Origin of the sequence: Pseudomonas antarctica (assembly GCF_900624995.1) — a bacterium.
GTDB classification, from domain to species: Bacteria; Pseudomonadota; Gammaproteobacteria; order Pseudomonadales; family Pseudomonadaceae; genus Aquipseudomonas; species Aquipseudomonas antarctica.
Map to the genome: position 1 here is coordinate 144,592 of NZ_UYXQ01000007.1, position 24,582 is coordinate 169,173.

Below are 24,582 nucleotides of genomic sequence, written 5' to 3' on the forward strand. Positions count from 1 at the left end.
GATGGGGTTGTGTCAGATCAAATCCGCTCATTTAGAAATTCGGGAGTACACATATGACGGTCTGGATAGTGGTGTCAATCCTTCTGGTGGTTCTGAGCCCTCTGGCATGGCTGCGGCCCTCGCGCCATCAGAGCGGGCGTATGGCCCTGCGGATGGAGGCGCGCCGCATCGGCCTGGCCATGCAATTGGCGCCGCAGGAGTGGCCGCACTGGCTCAAGCAGGAGCCGCCGAGCCCGTGCGCGCAGTACTGCCGGCCGCGACGAGGGAGTGCGCCGGCGCTCTGGTGTTATTGGCAGTTGGAGCCGGGGGTGTGGGTCAATCAGTGGCGTGAAGTGTGCACCGATGAAAAGTTGTTGCCGCATTTTGCGACGCTGCCGGATAACGTCTACAAGGTCGAGGCCGACAAGCAGATGATTGCTTTGTACTGGGGCGAGAAGGGCGAGGCGAGTGTGTTGAAGGACATTGATACGTTGCTCAAGGCCTTGGCTTGATCAGCCGTTGATAAAAGCCGAGCAATAAAAAGCCCGACATCATCATCGGGCTGGAGTTGGCCAGGCAGGCCGGAAATCTGTGATTCACGCCTCGGATGTTCATCCAGGCGCATTCAGCGTGTCGCAAGCCTAGCGGCATATCTCGATGTGTACAGCCTTTTCCCACAAATTTCTCACTATTGATTTCGTGAATATTTGAATATTGACGCGGCGCAGGCCTATGGTCGGGGTTCTGAAATGACTGGAAAGTCGCGTTTTTCCTAGCCTTTCGAGCGATTGACAATTGCCCGGAATTGGATGAAGGTGGCGTACCCAAATCAAACGGGCGTATGAATTGAGCGTTTGTCTGTCAGACCGCTCATACAGAACCCCGACTAGCGCATTGGCGGGTGTGCCTGGCGGATTGGCGTGAGTATTGACCAAATCATCAATGTCAAACCAATAGGCCAGCGTCCAATGTGTACTGTTCAGCTTCCATATCGTGGAGATCAGTTGATGATTTACGAAGGTAAAGCCATCACGGTTAAGGCTCTTGAAAGTGGCATCGTCGAATTGAAATTCGACCTCAAGGGTGAGTCCGTCAACAAGTTCAACCGTCTAACCCTGAATGAATTGCGTCAGGCCGTAGACACCATCAAAGCAGATGCTTCGGTCAAGGGCGTGATCGTCTCCAGCGGCAAGGACGTGTTTATCGTCGGCGCTGACATCACCGAATTCGTCGACAACTTCAAGCTGCCCGATGCCGAGCTGGTGGCTGGCAACCTCGAAGCCAACAAGATCTTCAGCGATTTCGAAGACCTCAACGTGCCGACCGTTGCCGCAATCAATGGCATCGCGTTGGGCGGCGGCCTGGAAATGTGCCTGGCCGCGGACTTCCGCGTCATGTCGGCGACCGCCAAAATCGGGCTGCCTGAAGTCAAACTGGGCATCTACCCAGGTTTTGGCGGCACCGTACGCCTGCCGCGCATCATCGGGGCCGACAACGCCATCGAGTGGATTGCCGCGGGTAAGGAAAACCGTGCAGAAGACGCGCTGAAAGTCGGCGCGGTCGATGCGGTGGTTGCCCCGGACAAACTGGCCGAAGCTGCACTGAACCTGATCAAAGGCGCCATCAGCGGCGAATTTGACTACAAGGCCAAGCGTCAGCCGAAGCTTGAGAAACTCAAGCTCAACGCCATCGAACAAATGATGTCGTTCGAAACCGCCAAAGGTTTCGTGGCTGGCCAAGCCGGCCCGAACTACCCGGCGCCGGTTGAAGCGATCAAGACCATCCAGAAAGCCGCGAACTTCGGTCGCGACAAAGCCCTGGAAGTGGAAGCTGCAGGCTTTGTCAAACTGGCGAAAACCTCGGCTGCCCAGGGCCTGATCGGCCTGTTCCTGAACGATCAGGAATTGAAGAAAAAGGCCAAGGCCTACGACGAAATCGCCAAAGACGTGAAACAGGCTGCCGTACTCGGCGCCGGTATCATGGGCGGCGGTATCGCTTATCAGTCGGCGTCCAAAGGCACGCCGATCCTGATGAAAGACATCAACGAGCACGGCATCGAGCAGGGCCTGGCGGAAGCCGCCAAGCTGTTGGTGGGCCGCGTCGATAAAGGCCGCATGACTGCTGCGAAAATGGCTGAAGTGCTTAACGGCATTCGTCCTACGCTGTCCTACGGCGATTTCGGCCACGTCGACCTGGTGGTCGAAGCGGTTGTCGAGAACCCGAAGGTCAAGCAGGCCGTTCTGGCTGAAGTGGAAGCCCAGGTTAAAGAAGACACGATCCTGGCGTCTAACACCTCGACCATTTCCATCAGCTTGCTGGCCAAGGCCCTCCAGCGTCCGGAAAACTTCGTCGGCATGCACTTCTTCAACCCGGTGCACATGATGCCGCTGGTGGAAGTGATCCGTGGTGAGAAGTCCAGCGAACTGGCCGTAGCGACCACCGTTGCCTATGCCAAGAAAATGGGCAAGAACCCGATCGTGGTCAATGACTGCCCGGGCTTCTTGGTCAACCGCGTGCTGTTCCCGTACTTCGGCGGTTTCGCCAAGTTGGTCAGCGCCGGTGTGGACTTCGTGCGTATCGACAAAGTCATGGAAAAATTCGGCTGGCCAATGGGCCCGGCGTACCTGATGGACGTGGTCGGCATCGACACCGGCCACCACGGTCGCGACGTGATGGCTGAAGGTTTCCCGGACCGCATGAAAGACGACCGCCGTTCGGCGATCGACGCGCTCTACGAGGCCAAGCGCCTGGGCCAGAAGAACGGCAAGGGCTTCTACGCCTACGAGGCGGACAAGAAGGGCAAGCAGAAGAAAGTCGCCGACCCTTCGGTTCACGAAGTACTCGCGCCGGTCATCTACGAACAGCGTGAGGTATCCGACGAGGACATCATCAACTGGATGATGATCGCCCTGTGCCTGGAAACCGTGCGTTGCCTGGAAGACGGCATCGTTGAAACCGCCGCCGAAGCCGATATGGGCTTGGTGTACGGCATTGGTTTCCCTCCGTTCCGTGGTGGTGCGCTGCGTTACATCGACTCGATCGGTGTAGCCGAGTTCGTTGCCTTGGCTGACAAATACGCTGATTTGGGCCCGCTGTACCACCCGACCGCGAAGCTGCGTGAGATGGCCAAAAATGGCCAGAGCTTCTTCGGTTAAGCGCCCAGACGAATAGAGCGAGAATATTTATGAGCTTGAATCCAAGAGACGTGGTGATTGTCGACTTCGGTCGCACACCAATGGGCCGCTCCAAGGGCGGCATGCACCGCAACACCCGTGCCGAAGACATGTCGGCGCACCTGATCAGCAAATTGCTGGAACGCAACGTCAAGGTCGACCCGAACGAAGTCGAGGACGTGATCTGGGGCTGCGTCAACCAGACCCTGGAGCAGGGCTGGAACATCGCGCGCATGGCGTCGTTGATGACCCAAATCCCGCACACTGCAGCCGGCCAGACCGTCAGCCGCCTGTGTGGCTCGTCGATGAGCGCGCTGCACACCGCTGCGCAGGCGATCATGACCGGCAACGGTGATGTGTTCGTGGTCGGCGGCGTGGAGCACATGGGCCACGTCAGCATGATGCACGGCGTCGACCCTAACCCGCACATGTCGCTATACGCGGCAAAAGCCTCGGGCATGATGGGCCTCACCGCAGAAATGCTCGGCAAAATGCATGGCATTACCCGGGAAGCCCAGGACGCATTCGGTGTGCGTTCCCACCAGTTGGCCCACAAGGCGACTGTGGAAGGCAAGTTCAAGGATGAAATCATCCCGATGAACGGCTACGACGAGAACGGTTTCCTGAAACTGTTCGATTACGACGAAACCATTCGTCCGGACACCACCCTGGAAAGCCTGGCGGCCTTGAAACCGGCCTTCAATCCAAAGGGCGGCACCGTGACTGCCGGTACTTCGTCGCAAATCACTGACGGTGCTTCGTGCATGATCGTGATGTCGGCGCAGCGTGCCCAGGACCTGGGTATCCAGCCGATGGCCGTGATTCGTTCGATGGCTGTGGCGGGTGTGGACCCGGCAATCATGGGCTATGGTCCAGTACCGGCCACACAAAAAGCCTTGAAGCGCGCAGGCCTGACCATCGCCGATATCGACTTCTTCGAGCTTAACGAAGCTTTCGCCGCACAGGCCCTGCCAGTGCTGAAAGATTTGAAAGTGCTCGACAAGATGAACGAGAAGGTTAACCTGCACGGCGGTGCGATTGCCCTGGGCCACCCATTCGGTTGCTCCGGTGCACGTATTTCCGGCACTTTGCTTAACGTGATGAAGCAAAATGGCGGCAACCTTGGGGTTGCAACCATGTGCATTGGTCTCGGCCAAGGCATTTCCACCGTCTTCGAACGCGTCTAAGCGTTAGGTTGACGGAAGCCGGGGCCCAGTGCCCCGGTTTTTGTTTTTCGGAATTTTTAATTTTTTTTTAACACATTTTGCAGGAGGGCCAAAACATGAAAGTCGCCCCAGGGCTCTACCAGCATTATAAGGGGCCGCAGTACCGCGTTTTTAACGTGGCACGGCACTCCGAGACCGAAGAAGAAGTGGTGTTTTACCAAGCACTGTATGGCGATTACGGCTTTTGGGTGCGCCCTTTGAGCATGTTTCTGGAGACCGTCGAAGTTGACGGCGAGCAGGTCCCACGCTTTGCTTTGGTCCAGGTCGAACCCAGTCTTTTTTCAGGGCAATAACGGCAGGCCGCGCAGAATGCTGCGCTTGACCTCACCTTGTTGCCACTATATATAGCGTTGCCGCGACAGGCGCCAACTGCCTTTCACTTCTCGAATTCAGGAATTTTCCGATCCATGGGCAAATCGCTGGTCATTGTGGAATCCCCGGCTAAGGCCAAGACCATCAACAAGTACTTGGGTAACGAGTACGTGGTGAAGTCGAGTATCGGCCATATCCGAGACCTGCCCACCAGCGGTTCGGCTAGCGCCAGCAAGGAGCCTGCCGCCAAGCGCGGCAAGGCGGCTGCGGGCGAAGGTCCGGTGCTCACCCCTAAAGAGAAAGCGCGCAAGCAGCTGGTCTCCCGCATGGGTGTGGACCCGGATCATGGCTGGAAGGCCAAGTACGAAATCCTTCCCGGCAAGGAAAAGGTCATCGAAGAGCTGCGCCGGCTCGCCAAAGATGCTGACACCATCTATCTCGCAACCGACTTGGACCGCGAAGGGGAGGCTATTGCCTGGCACCTGCGGGAAGCCATCGGTGGTGACGACAGCCGCTACAAGCGCGTGGTGTTCAACGAAATTACCAAGAAAGCCATCCAGGAAGCCTTCTCCAAGCCGGGCGAACTGGACATTGACCGCGTCAATGCCCAGCAGGCCCGTCGCTTCCTCGACCGCGTCGTGGGTTACATGGTTTCGCCGCTGCTGTGGGCGAAGATCGCCCGTGGCCTGTCCGCCGGCCGTGTGCAATCGGTTGCGGTAAAGCTGGTGGTGGAGCGTGAGCGCGAGATTCGTGCGTTCAACCCCGAAGAATACTGGGAAGTGCACGCTGACCTGGGCACTGCCAAGGGCAACAACGTGCGTTTTGAAGTGGCCCGCGAGAAAGGCGAGGCCTTCAAGCCGCTCAACGAAGCCCAGGCCATGGCCGCGCTGGAGAAGCTCAAGGCTTCCAGCTACAGCATCGTCAAGCGTGAAGACAAGCCCACCAGCAGCAAGCCGTCGGCGCCGTTCATCACGTCCACCCTGCAACAGGCTGCGAGCAACCGCCTGGGCTTCGGTGTGAAGAAGACCATGATGATGGCCCAGCGTCTGTATGAAGCGGGCTACATCACGTATATGCGTACCGACTCCACCAACCTGTCGCAAGACGCGGTGGCGATGGCACGCACTTACATTGAAAGCGAGTTCGGCAAGAAGTACCTGCCGGAGAAGCCGAACGTCTATAGCAGCAAGGAAGGCGCACAGGAGGCTCACGAAGCGATTCGTCCCTCCGACGCCAACACCGAGCCAAGCAAGTTGACGGGCATGGAGCGCGACGCTGAGCGCCTCTACGAGCTGATCTGGCGCCAGTTCCTGGCGTGCCAGATGCTGCCAGCGCAATATTTGTCCACCACCGTCAGTGTGGGCGCAGGCGACTTCGAGCTGCGTGCCAAGGGCCGTATCCTCAAGTTCGACGGCTACACCCGCGTGATGCCGCAAATCGCCAAGCCAGGCGATGACGATGTACTGCCGGACATGGCCCAGGGCGACACGTTGAAGCTGATCAAGCTCGACCCGTCCCAGCACTTCACCAAGCCGCCGGCGCGTTATTCGGAAGCCAGCCTGGTGAAAGAGATGGAAAAACGCGGTATCGGTCGTCCTTCGACCTACGCGGCGATCATCTCGACCATTCAGGACCGTGGCTATGTGGCGCTGCATAACCGTCGTTTCTACTCGGAAAAGATGGGCGACATCGTTACCGAGCGCCTGTCCGAGAGCTTCTCCAACCTGATGGACTACGGCTTTACCGCTGGCATGGAAGAGAACCTCGATGACGTGGCCCAGGGCGAGCGCGACTGGAAAAACGTACTGGATGAGTTCTACGGCGACTTCAAGAAAAAGCTCGAAGTGGCCGAAAGTCCTGAGAGCGGCATGCGTGCCAACCAGCCGGTAATGACTGACATCCCGTGCCTGACCTGCGGCCGCCCGATGCAGATTCGTACGGCGTCCACTGGCGTGTTCCTCGGTTGCTCGGGCTACAGCCTGCCGCCGAAAGAGCGCTGCAAGGCCACCGTTAACCTGGTGCCAGGTGATGAAATCGCGGCTGACGACGAGGGTGAATCCGAGTCGCTGGTATTGCGTGGCAAGCACCGCTGCCCGATCTGCAGCACGGCGATGGACGCTTACCTGCTCGACGAGAAGCACAAGTTGCACATCTGCGGTAACAACCCGGATTGCGACGGCTACGAGATCGAAGAGGGCAGCTACCGCATCAAGGGCTACGAAGGCCCGAGCTTGGAGTGCGACAAGTGCGGCAGCGAGATGCAGCTCAAGACCGGTCGTTTCGGCAAGTTCTTCGGTTGCACCAACCCAACCTGCAAGAACACCCGCAAACTGCTGAAGAGTGGTGACGCGGCGCCGCCGAAGATGGACCCGGTGAAGATGCCTGAGCTCAAGTGCGAGAAGGTCAACGACACCTACATCCTGCGTGACGGCGCTTCGGGCTTGTTCCTGGCGGCCAGCCAGTTCCCGAAGAACCGCGAGACCCGTGCGCCGTTGGTGATGGAAATCGTGCCGCACAAAGACGAGATCGATCCGAAGTACCACTTCCTGTGTGAAGCGCCGAAGAAGGATCCCGACGGTCGCCCGTCCGTGATCCGCTACAGCCGCAAAACCAAGGAGCAGTACGTGCAGACCGAAGTGGACGGCAAGCCTACCGGCTGGAAAGCGTTCTACGACGGCGGCAAGTGGAAAGTCGAGGACAAGCGCCAGGGCGCTTGATCGACGACGCTACACAATACAAAGGCCGCCTGTTCAGGCGGCCTTTTTTTGCGCTTGCAGTGCGTTCGGCTGATCCGTGACACTGTTCAGCCAGCATCCTGCTTATTTCGTTGTGGAGACTGCCGTTATGGCCAACGAACTCTATACCCGTACCAATCAGAAGATTTACTTCGCGGGTTTGTCCCTGGAAGCCCTTGGCCGCGCCGAGGAAGGGAAGGAGATGAATGCCATCGCGCTGGTCCAGGCCGGGCGTGAGGCGGCGCTGTTCCACCTGTACGGCGCTTTGCTGGGGCTGTGCCATGAAATCGCTGGTTTCTACCGTTTGCCCCAGGCCGGTTCACCGCGCACAGAAATGATCATGAACCGCGAAGTGCTGGATTCCATGGCTATCCCTGAACTGGCTGAACTGGTGGAAATGGCCCAGAGCCCCGACAGTTGGGTAGCCCGCTTGCTCAAGGCGCATGCCGATATGTTCCAGCCACCACGTGTTCCCCATGTGCCCAAGGGCGATGTGACGCAGCCGCTGATCGTGGCCGTCGCGTTGGAAGAAGATGAGCCTAAGCCATTGAGCCGGGAAGAGCTGGAGGGCTGGCGTCAGGAGTTGAAGAAGATGGCGTTGCGGTTTCGCGAAGGCTTGAACGAGTGCTGAGGTGTTTTCGCTGAGCAAATGTGCAAGCCAGCTCTCACATTGATAGCCGTGTTCCCGAGAGCACCATTCATCAAGCCGTAAAGAAACCTGTTCAGATCCTCACCGAGGCTGAGTGGATGACTGATATAATCCCGGCCTTTCGTGGAGAACAGACTTTTATGCCAACGTCCTTTCTGGAAATTGTAGAGTTGCCTGACGGCCGAATCGAGCTGCGCCGGGCTGAGGACGAGGGTTCTCTGGTTATTTTGGATTTTTCCGAAGACGCAAAAGCGTTCCTACAAGGCCAGCACGTGGAAGTGGCAAAAGCCATGTTGAGCGTCGGTGTGCAGATGGCGGGTCGGCTGGCAGAAGGCGAGCCGGAGAAGGACGATGGGCCGCGGGTTCTTCACTGATTTCTTTCGCTAAGCGCGCTTTTTATGTGAGCGTGCTTGCTGTGGCAGCCCCGCTTGCCACACAAGCCCAGTGGCAACAACAAGTCAATCTGCCACAGAAGGCACTCTGCCAAATCGGCAGCATTATCCCAAACGAATATTCAAACTCTGCGCATCGCCTGTACGTGCAGCGCTGATCAGCTGTTGCTTGGCCGTAGCATTCAGCGGGTTCAACCAGCTCACCACCGTATGGCTACGCCCCAGGCGCAAGGCTTCGCAGGTTAGTTGCTGGGCGCTTTGAGCGCCACGTGGTTGCAGCAGCAGGATGCGCTCGCGGTTGAGGCCGGCGTCCCGCAGCCAGGCCTGGGTCAGGCTGGCGGGCGGGGCGATGAGCGTCAGCCACCGCGCGTCCTGCTCCTCGCTGAGTTCGCGAAGGATCGGCGCCAGCAGGCTCAGGCAGCTCCCGGCTGCACCGCGCAACGACAGTTCACTGAACGCCTCGGGTTCGGAGCCCCAAGGGGCCTCGACCGTTTCCTTGAGGATAGGCGCAAGGGGTTGGGCCATAAAGGCCTCGAACAGCGACAGTTGTGTGTGTTGTGGGGTGTGCACGAGCTGCATGGTGCCTCCTTTAGCGGCGAATGACGCCAACGCTCAAGCCTTCGATCACGAGGTCCTGATCTTTCAGGTTCACTTCAATCGGGGCGAACTCAGGGTTCTCGGCCAGTAGCCAAACCTTGCTGCCTTCGCGCTTGAAGCGTTTTACGGTGACTTCATCGCCGATACGCGCGACGACTATCTGGCCATTACGGGCTTCACGAGTTGTATGGACGGCCAGCAGGTCGCCGTCGAAAATGCCCACGTCCTTCATGCTCATGCCGTGTACGCGCAACAGGTAGTCGGCACGCGGATGGAAGAAGGTCGGGTTGATGTTGCAGGATTCCTCGACGTGCTGCTGCGCAAGGATCGGCGCACCAGCGGCGACGCGCCCGATGATCGGCAGGGTCGATTCGTCGGCCTTGGCTTCGAAGCCAGGGATGCGAATACCGCGTGAAGCACCCGGAGTCATTTCGATCGCGCCTTTGCGAGCGAGGGCCTTGAGGTGTTCTTCGGCGGCGTTGGGGGACTTGAACCCCAGTTCCAGCGCAATTTCCGCTCGTGTCGGCGGGTAGCCGTTGTCATCGAGGCAGCGCTTGATAAAAGCCAGAATCTCAGCTTGGCGTGGCGTCAGTTTTAGCATGTTGATCGCTCTGTCTTTTTATACAGTGACTGGGATTATATACAGTGAACTGCGCTTGGCAATCATCCTTTTCGGGCACTCCGCTGGACGGTCATTCGCCATCCGTCCTGTAAGACAGAGACAGCGCTGCCTACAGAGCAGGAAGTATGTGATTAAATAGCGATGAAATAGATGACTGACCGGCCGGAAAACGGACTCGCAGGCTTGACAATACACACTCTGAAACGTATGTTTCAAACAAGTGTTTGTCAGGCGGAGTAGCCATGGCCCAGTCGGAAACCGTTGAACGCATTCTCGATGCTGCCGAGCAATTGTTCGCGGAAAAAGGATTTGCTGAAACTTCATTGCGGCTGATCACCAGCAAGGCTGGGGTTAACCTCGCCGCAGTGAATTACCATTTCGGCTCGAAAAAAGCCCTGATCCAGGCGGTGTTCTCGCGCTTTCTGGGGCCGTTCTGCGCCAGCCTCGACCGTGAGCTGGAGCGCCGCCAGACCAAGCCTGAAAACAAGCCAAGCCTTGAAGATTTGCTGGAAATCCTGGTTGAGCAAGCGCTGGTGGTTCAACCGCGCAGCGGCAATGACCTGTCGATCTTCATGCGCTTGCTGGGCCTGGCCTTCAGCCAGAGCCAGGGCCACCTGCGGCGTTACCTGGAAGACATGTACGGTAAGGTGTTCCGTCGCTACATGTTGTTGGTTAACGAAGCGGCGCCGCGTATTCCACCGATCGAGTTGTTCTGGCGCGTGCACTTCATGCTCGGTGCCGCTGCGTTCAGCATGTCTGGGATCAAAGCCTTACGCGCGATTGCCGAGACCGATTTCGGCGTCAACACCTCCATCGAGCAGGTGATGCGCCTGATGGTGCCGTTCCTTGCCGCCGGCATGCGCGCCGAAACCGGCGTGACCGACCAGGCCATGGCTGCTGCGCAATTGCGCCCGCGCAGCAAATCCACGCCGGCCACCGCCAAGGCATGATCGTCCGGGTGTGCGCGGCCGCTTGCATCCGCTAAGCTAGCCGCCATGCCGATTTCAGCTATTTACTCGCAACCCGTTGTGCTCACCGCGCTGATCGCGCCACGTGAGGGCGACGGGTTGTGTGCGTTATATAAGGAAGGTTTATGACTGTTGCCCTGCAAGGTTCTTTAATGGTCGACGTTGCCGGTACCTGGCTGACGGCCGAGGATCGCCACCTGTTGCGTCAGCCTGAAGTGGGCGGTTTGATCATTTTCGCGCGCAACATCGAGCACCCTCGCCAAGTGCGCGAGTTGAGCGCGGCGATTCGTGCCGTGCGCCCAGACTTGCTGTTGGCCGTCGATCAGGAAGGCGGTCGCGTGCAACGCCTGCGCCAAGGCTTTGTGCGCCTGCCGGCCATGCGCGCGTTAGCAGATAACCCGAATGCCGAATACTTGGCCGAGCAGTGCGGCTGGATCATGGCCACTGAAGTGCTGGCGGTCGGCCTCGACCTGAGCTTCGCCCCGGTACTGGACCTCGACTATCAGCGCAGCGCCGTGGTCGGCACTCGCTCGTTCGAAGGCGACCCCGAGCGCGCCGCTGTGCTCGCCGGTGCCTTCATTCGCGGCATGAACAGCGCCGGCATGGCCGCCACCGGCAAACACTTCCCAGGCCACGGGTGGGCCGAGGCGGATTCCCACGTCGCGATTCCCAATGATGAACGCAGCCTGGAACAGATTCGCGCCAATGACCTGGTGCCTTTCGCGCGCCTGAGCAAGCAATTGGCCGCCGTAATGCCTGCCCACGTCATCTACCCGCAGGTTGACGCCCAGCCTGCCGGGTTCTCGCGTCGCTGGTTGCAGGACATTCTGCGTGGCGAGTTGCAGTTTGATGGGGTGATTTTCAGCGATGACCTGTCCATGGCCGGAGCGCATGTGGTTGGGGATGCGGCCAGCCGGATTGAAGCGGCGCTGACGGCCGGTTGCGACATGGGGTTGGTGTGTAACGATCGTGCGGCTGCTGAGCTGGCACTGAGTGCGGCACAGCGCATGAAGGTCACCCCTTCGGCGCGGATTGCGCGGATGCGTGGGCAGGCGATTGCTTCGACGGACTACAAGCAGGATCCGCGTTGGCTGACAGCGCTTACTGCATTGCGGGATGCTCAGTTGATCGAGTGACAAGACGTGTTTGGTAAGCGCAAAAAACGTCGGAAATATCGGAATTCAGTTGCCGGTTATTCGTACTCGTAGGCAGGAAGTAACCGTCTTTATTTTGGCCACGCTTAGCGTAAAGTGAGCCCCCATGAATAGCCTATTGACGCGTCTTGCTGGACTGGAATGGCAAGAAAACTTCGCTCCCCGAACACTCGATCGTGGTTTTAACTATGTAGCCGAAGACCGCGTCCAAGTCTTGGAGGTCGGAACACAGCGACTGATCGCCAGGTGCAGAGGCTCTGGCGGTAGTCTCTATTCGTTGGTGATCTCTCTGGCCGCCACGGACGACCCGCATTGGACTGATATCGATTGTGTGTGTTCCTGCCCGGTCGGGGTGGACTGCAAACACGCCGCCGCCGTTTTATTCAGAGTCCTTGCACTGGCGGACGAGCTGGATGAGCCCAAGGCACCCAGTGATCGCCTCAACCCGCAGATCGAGCAATGGCTTAACAACATGCCTGCGGCGACGCCAGAGGTTGAGTCGTTACCCAAAAGCAGCAACACCTGTTTGCTGTACCAGCTCAGTCCCGACGCCTACTCAAACCGTTGGTCGCTGGCCGTCTTTCGGGCACGCACCCTGAAAAAGGGCGGCTATAGCGAAATCAAGGCGCTGTACTCGCTCGATGAAACCCTGGCGCGTGCGCCCGGTTATATGCTCGATGTGGACAAGCGCATCTGTCGGCTCCTTATGCTTGGGCGTGCGTACGGTCGCTACGGCAGCAGTTTTGCGCTGGAGGGCGAGGACGGCGCCGACATTCTAAAACTGGCGCTCAAAACCGAGCGGTTATTCGTGGACTTTGATGCCCCATTGGCGCTCAACCCAGGTCCCACGCGTGTCGCCCGCTTCAATTGGGCCGTGCAGCCAGACGGTAGCTATCGACCGCAATGGCTAAGCGACGATCTACTGTTGCACGAGGTCTTGCCACTCAAGCCGCTTCATTATTTGAACCTGGATAACATGGAGCTGGGGCCGCTTGAGTATGAGATGGATGATCGCCTGGCTATTCACCTGTCCAGCTTGCCCGAGATTCCGGAAAACCAGGTCGCGTTATTCAGTCATCGCATCAGTGCCGTGGGCGCCGCGATACCGCCGCCGCGTGCGTTGACCGAGCGAGTGGTCGATACACTCGAGCCCCAGGCGTGCCTGTCATTGGGCAGCGATGAAACCTATGCTTATAGCGCAGAATTTCGCAGGCCAATGCCGACATTTGAACACCGTGCCGCATTGGCTTATCGCTATGGCGATAGCCTGGCCAGCGACAAGGGCGGCGCTGAGATACGGTTGTTGAGCGGTACCGAAACCCAGCGTATCCAGCGTAAACCTGCGGCCGAAAAAGCCTTGCGCAAAGTCCTGACCAAACTCGGTTTTGCCAAGGTCACTCGCAAAACACGCGCGTTGCCGCAAAACGCCGGCGAGATGTTTGATCTGGCTACCGATAACGATTGGTTGAACTTCATTGAGGATCATCTGCCAGCCCTTCAAAAGGCTGGGTGGGATATCAGCATCCAGCCTGATTTTTACTACCATGTGGAAGATGTGGACCATTGGTACGCCGATGTCGAAGAGTCTCCCGGTCACGAGTGGTTTGATCTTGAGCTGGGGATCGAGGTCAATGGCCAGCGCTACAGCCTGCTACCCATTGTGCTGGAATTAATGGCTCGTCAGCCCAAACTGCTCGACGCCGATTACATGATTGAACGCGCTGACGAGGAGCGCGTGCTCGTAAGCCTAGGGACTCGCGAGCGTACTAAGGTCGCTCTGCCTTATGGCCGGATCAAACCTCTGATGGCGACGTTAGGTGCCCTGTATTTACGCGACCCCGGCAGCGACAAGCTGCGATTGAGTGCCCCTGATGCAGCCCGTCTCAGTGATTTGGACGGTATTCCTCTGATCTGGCAGGGTGGTGAGCGCGTGCGGCATTTCGCCAAGCGCCTGAAGGAATCGACCCATGTGCAAGTCTCGGCTCCCCAGGGCTTGAATGCCGAACTGCGTGGCTACCAGCTCGAAGGCCTGAATTGGATGCAAACCCTGCGAGAGCTGGGCGTCGGCGGGATTCTTGGCGATGACATGGGGCTGGGCAAAACCTTGCAAGCCTTGGCGCATCTACTCTGTGAAAAGCAGGCCGGCCGATTGCAAACCCCTGCGCTGGTGGTGATGCCCACCAGCCTGATCCCTAATTGGTTGGATGAAGCCGCGCGTTTTACCCCACAGCTCAAGGTGCTGGCCCTGCATGGTGCGCAACGCCAGAGCGATTTCACACGTTTGGGCGATTACGATCTGGTGCTCACCACGTACGCGTTGTTGCCACGCGATCTTGACGTCTTGCAGCCCAAACGCTGGAGCATGCTGATCCTCGACGAAGCGCAAAACATCAAGAACCCCAACAGCAAGGCCGCCCAGGCTGCCCGGCAATTAGAGGCCGATCAACGTCTGTGTCTTTCAGGCACGCCGCTGGAAAACCACTTGGGCGAACTGTGGTCGCTGTTTCATTTTCTGCTGCCGGGATGGCTGGGCGACAGCAAAACCTTCAACCGGGATTACCGCACGCCCATCGAAAAGCACGCGAATGCACATCGTATGCAGCACCTCACAGCGCGTATCAAACCTTTTCTGTTACGTCGCAAGAAGGAGCAGGTTGCCACTGAGTTGCCGCCCAAGACTGAAATTATTCATTGGGTGGCGTTGAATGATGCGCAACGGGATGTGTACGAAACCGTACGTGTGGCCATGGATAAAAAGGTGCGCGATGAAATCAGCCGCCACGGTGTGGCCCGCAGCCAGATCATCATCCTTGAAGCGTTGCTCAAACTGCGCCAGGTGTGTTGCGATTTACGCCTGGTAAAGTCTGCCCCGGTTTCTAAAGCGGCTAAGGCCGGCACCGGCAAGCTGGGTAGCTTGATGGAGATGCTGGAGGAGTTGCTCAGTGAAGGGCGACGGATTTTGCTGTTCTCGCAATTCACTTCGATGCTGGCGCTGATTGAAGAAGAGTTGAAGCAGCGTGAGATTGGGTATTCGATACTGACGGGTGACACCCTTGACCGACGCACGCCGGTGAAGGACTTCCAGGACGGCAAGACGCCGTTGTTCCTGATCAGCCTGAAAGCCGGTGGTACGGGCTTGAACCTGACGGCAGCTGACACGGTGATTCATTACGACCCATGGTGGAACCCCGCGGTGGAGAACCAGGCAACCGACCGGGCTTATCGCATTGGGCAGGACAAGTCGGTGTTTGTGTACAAGATGATTGCGCGCGGCACCGTGGAGGAGAAAATTCAGGCGTTACAGTTGGAAAAGGCAGCGTTGGCCGATGGGGTTCTTGAAGGTGGCGCCAGTGCCGGGTGGAAGCTGGAGCAGCGGGATATTGAGGCGCTGTTTGCGCCATTGCCAGGCTGAAAACCGTGGCGCGCCCTTCGCGAGCAAGCCCGCTCCCACATTCGATCGCATTCCAAGCGATGTACGCGATTAAAGGTGGGAGCGGGCTTGCCCGCGATAGCGATCTGAAGGTCAACGCTTCTCTTGTTTGTTAGGCAGCGGCGCAAACAACGCCTCGATATCCTCGTTGCCCAACTGCCAATCCCCCGTCTTGCGCCCATCCAGCACGCCTGCCGCCAGGTCGGACTTTTCCTTCTGTAGGTGCTGGATTTTCTCCTCCACCGTACCCCGCGCGATCATCTTGTAGACGAACACCGGCTTCTCCTGCCCGATGCGATAAGCCCGGTCGGTCGCCTGGTTTTCCGTGGCCGGGTTCCACCACGGGTCATAGTGGATCACCGTGTCGGCTTCGGTCAGGTTCAAGCCCACGCCGCCCGCCTTCAAGCTAATCAGAAAAATCTGTAGCTTGCCGCTCTGAAAATCTTTCACCGGCGTGCGCCGGTCGCGGGTCTGGCCGGTCAGCAGTGCGTAGGCCACGCCGCGCTTGTTCAATTCGGCTTCGATCAGGCTCAGCATCGAGGTGAATTGGGAGAACAGCAGAATCCGGCGCCCTTCGGCAAACAGCTCCTCGAGCATTTGCATCAGGCTGTCGAGTTTGCCCGAGCTGCTGCCACGCGCGGGCAGGGTGGCGTCGTTGACCAGCCGCAGGTCGCAACACACCTGGCGCAGTTTGAGCAGTGCTTCAAGAATGATGATCTGGCTGCGCGCCACGCCCTTGCGGGTGATCTCGTCGCGTACCTTCTTGTCCATGGCCAGGCGCATGGTTTCGTACACGTCACGCTGTGCCTCGTTGAGGTCGACCCAATGGATGATTTCGGTTTTGGGCGGCAATTCCGTGGCCACTTGTTCCTTGGTGCGGCGCAGCAGGAAAGGTTTGATCCGACCGTTAAGGTGCTGCAATCGCACATCACTGGCGCGCTTTTCGATGGGCGCGCGGTAATCGCGGTTGAAGCTTTTCACGTCGCCCAGCCAGCCCGGCAGCAGGAAGTGGAACAGCGACCACAGCTCGCCCAGGTGGTTTTCCAGTGGCGTACCGCTCAGGCACAGGCGCTGACGTGCATTCAGCTCGCGCGCGGCCTGGGCGGCCTTGCTGTTGGGGTTCTTGATGTACTGCGCTTCATCGAGGATCAGCACGTGCAAGGGCAGGGCGGCGAGTTGTTCGATGTCTTTGGGCAGCAGCGCGTAGGTGGTCAGCAGCAGGTCATAGTCCTGCAAGCTCTGGAAATGTTTCTTGCGCGTCGCGCCATACAGCGCCAGCACTTTAAGTTGCGGCGTAAAGTGCGCCGCTTCGTCGAGCCAGTTGGGGATCAGGCTGGTGGGCATTACCACCATGCACGGCCGATCCAGGCGCCCGGCGATTTTTTCACTGAGAATATGCGCCAAGGTCTGCAAGGTTTTGCCCAGGCCCATGTCATCCGCAAGAATTCCGCCCACGTCGAGCTGGCGCAGCGACTGCATCCAGCTCAGGCCTTCGAGCTGATACGGGCGTAAGGTCGCGTTCAAGCCTTCGGGCGCCACGCAGGTGAAGTCCTTGATGTCGCGCAGGCGTTGGGCGAAGTTGCGGATCTTGTCGCCGCCTTCCCATTGCAGCGGCAAGTCTTCCAGCGGGTTGAGGCGAATCGCATCGGCTTTGGCCAGGCGCAATGTGGTGTTGCCGGGCTCCTGCAAGTAAAACTCGCCAAGGGTGGCCAGCACTGGTTTCAATCGCCCATAAGGCAGCGCCACTTGCAGCGGGCCGTGACCGTTGGGCAGGCCAGGGATATTCACCAGAATCAGCTCGTCATCGCGGCGCCGGGCGAGTTTTTCCGGGTTGAGGATCTCGGTGTGCGAACGCATCAGGTTGAGCAGGATCGGCAACAGGCTCAGCCGCTCGCCGTTGACAATGATCCCCAGTTCCAGATCAAACCAGTCGCGCTCCGGGCCTTCATCGACGGTGGCGTACCAGTCATCAACGGCACTCAAGTCGAAGCCGAAGTCCTCATCGATTTGCAGCTCCCAGCCCTCGGCGCGCAAGGTTGGCGATGCGTTGAGGGTGAAGTTCAGCCAGGCGCTGTCATTGACCATCTCGAACAGTTCGCCGGCACTCTCCGGCAGCGCTTTGCTCTGGCGCGTGGCGATCTTGAAGCCGAGCAGGCGCAGTTGCTCGCGATACGGCTGCTCCAGCTCCGGGTGGCGTTTGATGCGCAGGCTCTGGGTCTCTTGGCGCACGATAATATCGGCGTTCTTTTGCCCGCTGACATAGTTGCCCAGGTAGTTGAACGACAGCGCCGCACGGTGCTGGATGTAGCGCTGCATCTTGCCATTGCGCGGTTCAAACGCGCTGAACTCGACACTCGCCAGCCACAGGCGTGGCACCGGTCGCACGTCCTCCATCACCACTTGGGGCAGTACCACGCGGTTATCCAGTACGGCCTGGAGTTTTTCCAGCAGTTCGGCATCCTGGGCGGCTGCCGGGTAGGCCAGGGTTTCCTGGACCTTGAGCAGCACCGCCGCGATGTGTTTGCAGTTGGTGTGCACCGGGCACGTGCAGCGGCTGTCCACCAGAATCAGCATGCCTTTGGCCGATTCACGCAGCGAGATGGTCTGCCGGTAAACGTTGCCGCCCGAGCCTTCGCAACTGGCAATGATGGTGCTGTCGCCGGACTCGACGATGCGCACGCGATTTTCCAGGGCGTAGCGCCGCCCGCGCTCAAGGCTTTGCTCTTTAAAGCGATTGGCCCACGAAGGGGCCAGGGGTTTGGTCAACGACGACGTCAGGGGCATGGCGCTGGATCAGTCCTGAATGTCGGGCGGTGGCGCGCTGGGTGGTTTGGCAGTCAGCGAAGTGATCTTGATCAGCAGCGCCAAGTGGCCGCCGTCGAGGTAGTTGAGCTGGTTGTTCTTGGTGCGCACGTCTTGCTGGCTCAGGTGTTCGCTGGCAATGACGCTGCCGTTGGCACCGAACTGGTTGATCCAGAAGTCTGCGTCGATATCGGTAAAGCGCCCCAGTTGCAGGTTCAGCGTGCCTTCGATGGGGAACTGGCCAAATTGCTCCTGGCCGTCGGTAATAGCCAGCTTTACCGGCTGCTCGCCCAGGTTCTGGTCCCAGGCGCGGTGCAGCAGCACGGTATAGCTATTGTCGGCACTGAGTTTGTCGACGATGTTGCTCAGCCGCGGCGGGCTCATTTTGTCTGCCGGCAGCCGTGGTGCTCTGGCGTCCCAGTTTTCCGGCGCGGCGCGGCTATTGATCACCGGCTCTGCGTTCTGGCGCACCAGAATCATTTCCACCAAGTACGGGCTGTCGGCAAACGCCGAAGGAGCAACGACCACCAACAACAAGCTCAAAATGCGGAACAGGCGCATTGGGGCGTCCTTCAAGCAGATTTCGGGATGAGGCGCTCAAACAGCGCCTCTAATGTATTAAAGCGTTCTTCGGCACGTTCCATCGGCACCATGAATTTGAACAGCGTAGCCCCTTCGAACTTGTAGCGGTTGGGCTGGCCCTGAATCAGCTTGATCAGCACCAGTGGGTCAACCGGGGTTTGCGCTTCGAACTCGATACGTCCGCCTTGTGGCCCGGCGTCGACTTTCTTGATGCCCAACTGCTCGGCCTGCAATTTAAGCAGGGTCAGACGCACCAGGTTCTTGGTCGGCTCCGGCAACAAGCCGAAGCGGTCGATCATCTCCACTTGCAGGTCCTTGAGGCCTTCTTCGTCGGGGGCCGAGGCAATGCGCTTGTACAGGATCAGCCGCGCGTGCACGTCCGGCAGGTAGTCTTCGGGAATCAACGCTGGCAAGCGCAGGTTGATTTCCGGGCCGCCACCCAAGGGTTGATCAAGGTTCGGTTGTTCGCCTTTGCGGATGGCCTTAACCGCGCGCTCAAGCATCTCCATATACAGGGTAAAACCCACCGCTTGGATCTGCCCGCTCTGGCCGTCGCCGAGCAGTTCGCCGGCGCCACGGATTTCCAAGTCGTTGGTGGCCAGTACAAAACCGGCACCGAGGTCCTGGGTGTTGGCGATGGCTTCCAGGCGCTTTTCAGCGTCGCCGGTAATTTGCTGGCGCGGTGGCGTCAGCAAGTAGGCATAGGCTTGGTGGTGACTACGCCCAACCCGGCCGCGCAATTGGTGCAGTTGCGCCAGGCCGAACTTGTCGGCGCGCTCGATGATGATGGTGTTGGCGCTTGGCACGTCGATGCCGGTCTCGATGATGGTCGAGGCGATCAGCACGTTGAAGCGCTTGTGGTAGAAGTCGCTCATTACCTGTTCGAGTTCGCGCTCGCGCATCTGCCCGTGGCCGATGGCGATACGTGCTTCCGGCACCAGTTCGGCGAGGTCGGCGGCGCATTTCTCGATGGTCTTCACGTCGTTGTGCAGGTAGTACACCTGACCGCCGCGCAGCAGTTCACGCAGCAGCGCTTCCTTGACCGTGCTTTTGTTCTGCTCCATCACGAAGGTGCGCACCGACAAGCGTCGCGCCGGCGGCGTGGCGATGATCGACAGGTCGCGCATGCCTGACACGGCCATGTTCAGCGTGCGCGGAATTGGCGTGGCGGTGAGGGTAAGAATGTCGACTTCACTGCGCAGGTTTTTCAGCTGTTCTTTCTGGCGCACTCCGAAGCGGTGTTCTTCGTCGATGATCACCAGCCCGAGGTTTTTGATCTTCACATCGTCCGACAACAGCTTGTGGGTGCCGATCACGATGTCGATTTTACCTTCCGCCAAGTCGGCGACGGCGGCATTCACTTCCTTGGCTGATTTGAAGCGGCTCATCACTTCTACGCTCACCGGCCAGTCGGCGAAGCGGTCGCGGAAGCTGTTGTAATGCTGTTGGGTGAGCAGGGTGGTCGGCACCAGAATTGCCACCTGCTTGCCGCCATGCACCGCGATAAAGGCGGCGCGCATGGCCACTTCGGTCTTGCCGAAGCCCACGTCGCCGCACACCAGGCGGTCCATCGGCTTGGGTGCGAGCATGTCAGCGCGCACCGCTTCGATGGTGGTTTGCTGGTCCGGGGTTTCTTCAAAGGCGAAGCCGGCGCTGAACGTGGCGTAGTCGGCTTTCGGGTCAGCGAAGGCGTAACCCTCGCGGGCTGCGCGGCGTGCATAGATGTCGAGCAATTCGGCGGCGACGTCGCGCACCTGCTCGGCGGCTTTGCGCTTGGCTTTCTGCCAGGTCTCGGAGCCCAGGCGGTGCAACGGCGCCAGGGCGTCGTCGCTGCCGGTGTAGCGTGCGATCAAGTGCAGGCTGGCCACCGGCACGTAGAGCTTGGCGCCCTCAGCGTATTCCATGGTGAGGAATTCGGCGGCCTGGTTGTCGATCTCCAGGGTTTGCAGGCCCAAGTAGCGGCCCACGCCGTGGTCGATATGCACCACCGGCGCGCCTTCGCGCAGCTCGGTCAGGTTCTTGATCACCGCGTCGTTGTTGGCGTCCGCGCGTTTTTCACGGCGACGGCGCTGCATCACGCGTTGGCCGAACAGCGGGCTCTCGGCGATCAGCGCCAAGGCCGGGTCATCCAGCAACAAGCCTTCGTCCAGCGGCGCAATGGTGATCGCCAGGCGCTCTTTGCTGGCGACAAAATCCGGCCAGCTGTCGACGGTTTTCGGGCGCAGCTTCAGGCGTTCCAGCAACTCCAGCAGCACTTCGCGGCGGCCGGCGGATTCGGCGGTAAACAGCACGCGGCCAGGGAAGTCGCCGAGGAAGTTGGACAACGCTTCCAGCGGTTGCGTGGCTTTGGCCTGGATCGCCAAGTCCGGCAGTGTGCCTGCCGGGAAGCGTTCGCGGCCGCTGCCGGCGTCCACGTCCTGTTGGCTGGCGACTACGCGTGGCCAATTTTTCAGGCGGGCGAAGCAGTCTTCCACCGGCAGGAACAGTTCGGCAGGCGGCAATAAAGGCCTGGACGGATCAACGCGGCGTTCTTCATAGCGATTACGCACATCGTTCCAGAAGTTCTCCGCTGCTTGCTCGATACCCGGCAGCGAGAACACTTGGGTGTCCTGGGGCAGGTAGTCGAACAGCGTGGAGGTTTCGTCGAAGAACAGCGGCAGGTAGTACTCGATACCGGCCGGTGTAATTCCGCTGCTCAAGTCTTGAAAGATCGGGCAGCGGCGGAAGTCCACGTCGAAGCGTTCGCGAAAGCGTGCCTTGAAACGCGTGACCGCGTCTTTTTGCAGCGGGAATTCCCGTGCTGGCAGCAGCTTGATCGAGTCCACTTTATCAATGGAGCGTTGGTTGTCCGGGTCGAAGGTGCGCAGCGTTTCGATTTCGTCATCGAACAGGTCGATGCGGTACGGCAGTTTGCTGCCCATCGGGAACAGGTCGATTAACGCCCCGCGCACGGCGAACTCGCCGTGTTCGTACACCGTGTCGACGCAGCGGTAGCCGCTGGCCTCAAGGCGCGTGCGCATTTGCTCCACGTCGAGCTTCTGGCCGACATCCAGCACCAGGCTGCTGCCCAGCAGGAACTTGGTCGGTGCCAGGCGATGCAGGGCCGTGGTGATCGGCACCACCAGCACGCCGTGGGCCAGTTCCGGCAAGCGGTACAGGCTGGCGATGCGCTGGGAAATGATGTCCTGGTGCGGCGAGAACAGGTCGTAGGGCAGGGTTTCCCAGTCGGGAAAATGCAGCACCGGCAAATCGGGGGCGAAGAAGCTCAGCTCCTGCTCCAGCCGCTCGGCGCTTTGGCTGTCGGCGGTGAGCAGCAGGGTAAAGCGCTTGGCTGCGCTGGCAGCCTCGGCAATGGCCAGGCTCAGGGCGGCACCGGGCAGGTTGCCCCAGTGCTGTTTACCTGCCGCGGCAGGGAGAAGCGGTAGACGCAGAACGGGCACGGAAGGTTGAGCTCCAAGCGTTGCGACAAAGTCGGTAATTGTAACGGCCCCAGGTGCCGCCTGTCAGTTGCTGACTGAGCCTATTACGGTTTGTAGGAAATGTAGTGGCTAAGACAAACAATGGCGTGTTTTGACTCAATATGTAGTGCCATTTTGTGCAGATGTTTCGGAGGGTTACGGACAAGTCGGGGTTGATGCTCAACGAGCGGCCTTCTGGAACCCGCGTATTTACTGGGCTGCAGCGGGGTGTGATTTTTTCGCAAGCACTTTTTGTTGCCTGACGCGCATTGCTCCGAGGCAGGCCGGGCGGCATAATGTAGCCCCTTTTTTCTGCCCCTACATGTGGAAGGTTCCCGTGACTCAGAAGCCCGACCAGTGTCTTGGTGAATGGATCGACCGTGAAGCGCTCGCTGAAGCGATGATTCCGCTTATCGGTCAGCTGTACCGCAATAACAATGTGGTGAGCTCGATCTATGGCCGCAGCCTGATCAACCAATCAGTCATCGCGATTCTCAAGGCGCATCGCTTTGCTCGCCATCGTTCTGCCGACGACAGCGAACTCTCCGTCCACGAAACATTCCCTCTGCTCAAAGCCATGAGCGAGCTCAAGCTCGGCGCGGCCTCGGTAGACCTGGGCAAGTTGGCTTACAAATTCCGCAAAGAAGGTGCCGGCCGCAGCGCCGAGCAGTTCGTGCGTGAAGAAATGGCCGATGTAGTTGGCCAGCAAAACGCTGCTGCCCGTAAAGGCACCGACGTTGTGCTGTACGGCTTCGGTCGTATCGGCCGCCTGCTGGCGCGCATCCTGATCGAAAAAACCGGTGGCGGCGACGGCCTGCGCCTGCGTGCCATCGTCGTGCGCAAAGGCGCCGAAAACGACCTGACCAAACGCGCCAGCCTGCTGCGCCGCGACTCGGTACACGGTCCGTTCAACGGCACCATCGTCATCGACGAAGAAAACAACACCATCACTGCCAACGGTAACCTGATCCAGGTGATCTACGCGAAGAACCCGGCTGAGGTGGATTACACCCAGTACGGCATCAAGGACGCCCTGCTGGTGGACAACACCGGCGTATGGCGTGATGCCGAGGGCCTGGGCCAGCACTTGGCTTGCCCGGGTATCGACCGCGTTGTCCTGACTGCGCCTGGCAAGGGCAAGCTGAAGAACATCGTTCACGGTATCAACCACACTGAAATCACGGCTGACGACAAGATCGTGTCCGCCGCTTCCTGCACCACCAACGCCATCGTGCCGGTGCTCAAAGCGGTGAATGACAAGTTCGGTATCGTTAACGGCCACGTCGAAACGGTTCACTCGTACACCAACGACCAGAACCTGATCGACAACTTCCACAAAGGCGATCGCCGTGGTCGTAGCGCCGCGCTGAACATGGTCATCACCGAGACCGGCGCTGCCACCGCTGCTGCCAAGGCCCTGCCTGAGCTGGCCGGCAAGCTGACCGGTAACGCGATCCGTGTTCCAACGCCAAACGTGTCGATGGCCATTCTCAACCTGAACCTTGAGAAAGCCGCCACCCGCGAAGAAATGAACGAGTACCTGCGCTACATGGCGCTGCACTCTGACCTGCATAAGCAGATCGACTTCGTTAACTCGCAGGAAGTGGTGTCCACCGACTTCGTCGGCTCGCGCCACGCAGGCGTGGTGGATGCTGAGGCCACCATCACCCAGGACAACCGCGTTGTACTGTACGTGTGGTACGACAACGAGTTCGGCTACAGCTGCCAGGTGGTTCGCGTGATGGAAGACATGGCTGGGGTTAACCCGCCTGCGTTTCCGCGCTAAGCCTTTGCGGTAAATGAAAAAGCCCCGACTGGTTCGGGGCTTTTTTATGGGTGTGGGTTTTGTGGTGGTTGGGTTGGCCTCATCGCGGCATAGGTATCTACACATCTTTTTATGGGTTGAATGCTTTGGTTGTCTCGGGGGCGCTGGGTGCATATCCGTTATTTGGGTGATGGCTGATATGGGTTCCGCTCTTACAGCGGGTCACTTTTGAAAGAGCGCAAAAGTAACCAAAACGCTCTTGCCCCACCACTCGGCACCTCGCCTAGGCTCGGTGTGCCCTCACGCAGGCTTTGGACCGTGGGCCGCCGCGATGGGCCATCCTTGGCCCATCGCGGCTAAACCGGCGTCCTGCCGGTTTACCCACGCTCCAAAGCCTGCGTTCGGCCAGCGTGGTTTAACGGGGCGCCTAAGATCAAGATCAAAAGCAAGAGCACGGCGGCCTAGTAGCCGACCTGAGTGGTTAGATCAAAAGCAAGTCGAGGCGGCCTGACAGACGACCTGATCTTAGAGGCTGAAACTCAATCAAATGTGGGAGCTGGCTTGCCTGCGATGCAGACACCTCGGTCCATCAAGTACACCGAGTTGATGCCTTCGCGAGCAAGCCCGCTTGTATGGTTAGACTTGTTGGGGTGGTGGGACTAAAAGCCAGCATCTGACTCTAGCCAGTACAGACCGTGGGAGACTTCGCCCCACCCCTTCACCAAAGCGCCGATAAGG

The 24,582-nt window shown here is 59.1% G+C and carries 16 protein-coding genes; 11 read left to right on the forward strand and 5 right to left on the reverse strand.

Going from position 1 to position 24,582, the window contains the following annotated elements; translation table 11 throughout:
• Positions 1-53 precede the first annotated feature (53 nt).
• The 7 genes from E0F99_RS07905 to E0F99_RS07940 all read left to right on the forward strand — a co-directional run bounded on the left by E0F99_RS07905 (position 54) and on the right by E0F99_RS07940 (position 8,448).
• Positions 54-491: a hypothetical protein gene (locus E0F99_RS07905; protein ID WP_083359564.1), complete on the forward strand. Its 438-nt coding sequence runs from the start codon at positions 54-56 to the stop codon at positions 489-491.
• A gap of 495 nt (positions 492-986) precedes the next feature.
• Positions 987-3,134, forward strand: a complete 2,148-nt coding sequence (fadB, locus tag E0F99_RS07915; RefSeq protein WP_130908742.1) for a fatty acid oxidation complex subunit alpha FadB — start codon at positions 987-989, stop codon at positions 3,132-3,134.
• 29 nt (positions 3,135-3,163) lie between these two features.
• Complete coding sequence (fadA, locus tag E0F99_RS07920) at positions 3,164-4,339, forward strand: acetyl-CoA C-acyltransferase FadA (protein WP_083359562.1); 1,176 nt, start codon at positions 3,164-3,166, stop codon at positions 4,337-4,339.
• Between the two features lie 95 nt (positions 4,340-4,434).
• Positions 4,435-4,671 carry a DUF1653 domain-containing protein gene (locus tag E0F99_RS07925; protein WP_083359561.1) on the forward strand — a complete coding sequence of 79 codons (237 nt, stop codon included), beginning with the start codon at positions 4,435-4,437 and terminating at the stop codon, positions 4,669-4,671.
• Between the two features lie 114 nt (positions 4,672-4,785).
• Positions 4,786-7,407 (forward strand): type I DNA topoisomerase, encoded by a 2,622-nt coding sequence (topA, locus tag E0F99_RS07930; RefSeq protein WP_083359560.1) that lies wholly within the window; start codon positions 4,786-4,788, stop codon positions 7,405-7,407.
• 127 nt (positions 7,408-7,534) lie between these two features.
• Positions 7,535-8,056 (forward strand): DUF6586 family protein, encoded by a 522-nt coding sequence (locus E0F99_RS07935; RefSeq protein ID WP_083359559.1) that lies wholly within the window; start codon positions 7,535-7,537, stop codon positions 8,054-8,056.
• 158 nt (positions 8,057-8,214) lie between these two features.
• Complete coding sequence (locus tag E0F99_RS07940; RefSeq protein ID WP_053255041.1) at positions 8,215-8,448, forward strand: hypothetical protein; 234 nt, start codon at positions 8,215-8,217, stop codon at positions 8,446-8,448.
• A gap of 123 nt (positions 8,449-8,571) precedes the next feature.
• Here the strand turns inward: E0F99_RS07940 and sulA are convergent, their stop codons facing one another.
• Together sulA and lexA are read right to left on the reverse strand one after the other, a co-directional pair.
• Complete coding sequence (gene sulA, locus E0F99_RS07945; protein ID WP_083359558.1) at positions 8,572-9,045, reverse strand: SOS-induced cell division inhibitor SulA; 474 nt, start codon at positions 9,043-9,045, stop codon at positions 8,572-8,574.
• 10 nt (positions 9,046-9,055) lie between these two features.
• Positions 9,056-9,664 carry a transcriptional repressor LexA gene (gene lexA / locus E0F99_RS07950; protein WP_003172575.1) on the reverse strand — a complete coding sequence of 203 codons (609 nt, stop codon included), beginning with the start codon at positions 9,662-9,664 and terminating at the stop codon, positions 9,056-9,058.
• 263 nt (positions 9,665-9,927) lie between these two features.
• Here lexA and E0F99_RS07955 point away from each other — a divergent pair, with 263 nt between their 5' ends.
• The 3 genes from E0F99_RS07955 to E0F99_RS07965 all read left to right on the forward strand — a co-directional run bounded on the left by E0F99_RS07955 (position 9,928) and on the right by E0F99_RS07965 (position 15,219).
• A complete protein-coding gene (locus E0F99_RS07955) occupies positions 9,928-10,635 on the forward strand; it encodes a TetR/AcrR family transcriptional regulator (RefSeq protein ID WP_083359557.1) in 708 nt (235 codons plus the stop codon).
• A gap of 143 nt (positions 10,636-10,778) precedes the next feature.
• The gene (nagZ, locus tag E0F99_RS07960) at positions 10,779-11,789 is read left to right on the forward strand and encodes a beta-N-acetylhexosaminidase (RefSeq protein ID WP_083359556.1); all 1,011 of its coding nucleotides are present in this window, start codon (positions 10,779-10,781) and stop codon (positions 11,787-11,789) included.
• Between the two features lie 124 nt (positions 11,790-11,913).
• Positions 11,914-15,219 carry a DEAD/DEAH box helicase gene (locus E0F99_RS07965; protein ID WP_083359555.1) on the forward strand — a complete coding sequence of 1,102 codons (3,306 nt, stop codon included), beginning with the start codon at positions 11,914-11,916 and terminating at the stop codon, positions 15,217-15,219.
• A gap of 111 nt (positions 15,220-15,330) precedes the next feature.
• On the opposite strand, the gene E0F99_RS07970 is transcribed toward E0F99_RS07965, so the two are convergent.
• The 3 genes from E0F99_RS07970 to mfd are packed head-to-tail and all read right to left on the reverse strand — an operon-like array spanning position 15,331 to position 22,061.
• Entirely contained in the window at positions 15,331-18,021 is a 2,691-nt protein-coding gene (locus E0F99_RS07970; RefSeq protein ID WP_083359554.1) for a DEAD/DEAH box helicase, read from the reverse strand.
• Between the two features lie 9 nt (positions 18,022-18,030).
• On the reverse strand, positions 18,031-18,600 hold the full coding sequence (locus tag E0F99_RS07975) for a CsiV family protein (RefSeq protein ID WP_083359553.1): 570 nt from the start codon (positions 18,598-18,600) through the stop codon (positions 18,031-18,033).
• A gap of 11 nt (positions 18,601-18,611) precedes the next feature.
• Positions 18,612-22,061 carry a transcription-repair coupling factor gene (mfd, locus tag E0F99_RS07980; protein ID WP_083359552.1) on the reverse strand — a complete coding sequence of 1,150 codons (3,450 nt, stop codon included), beginning with the start codon at positions 22,059-22,061 and terminating at the stop codon, positions 18,612-18,614.
• Between the two features lie 340 nt (positions 22,062-22,401).
• On the opposite strand from mfd, the gene E0F99_RS07985 reads away from it, so the two are divergent.
• On the forward strand, positions 22,402-23,865 hold the full coding sequence (locus tag E0F99_RS07985; protein WP_083359551.1) for a glyceraldehyde-3-phosphate dehydrogenase: 1,464 nt from the start codon (positions 22,402-22,404) through the stop codon (positions 23,863-23,865).
• The last annotated feature ends 717 nt before the right edge of the window (positions 23,866-24,582 follow it).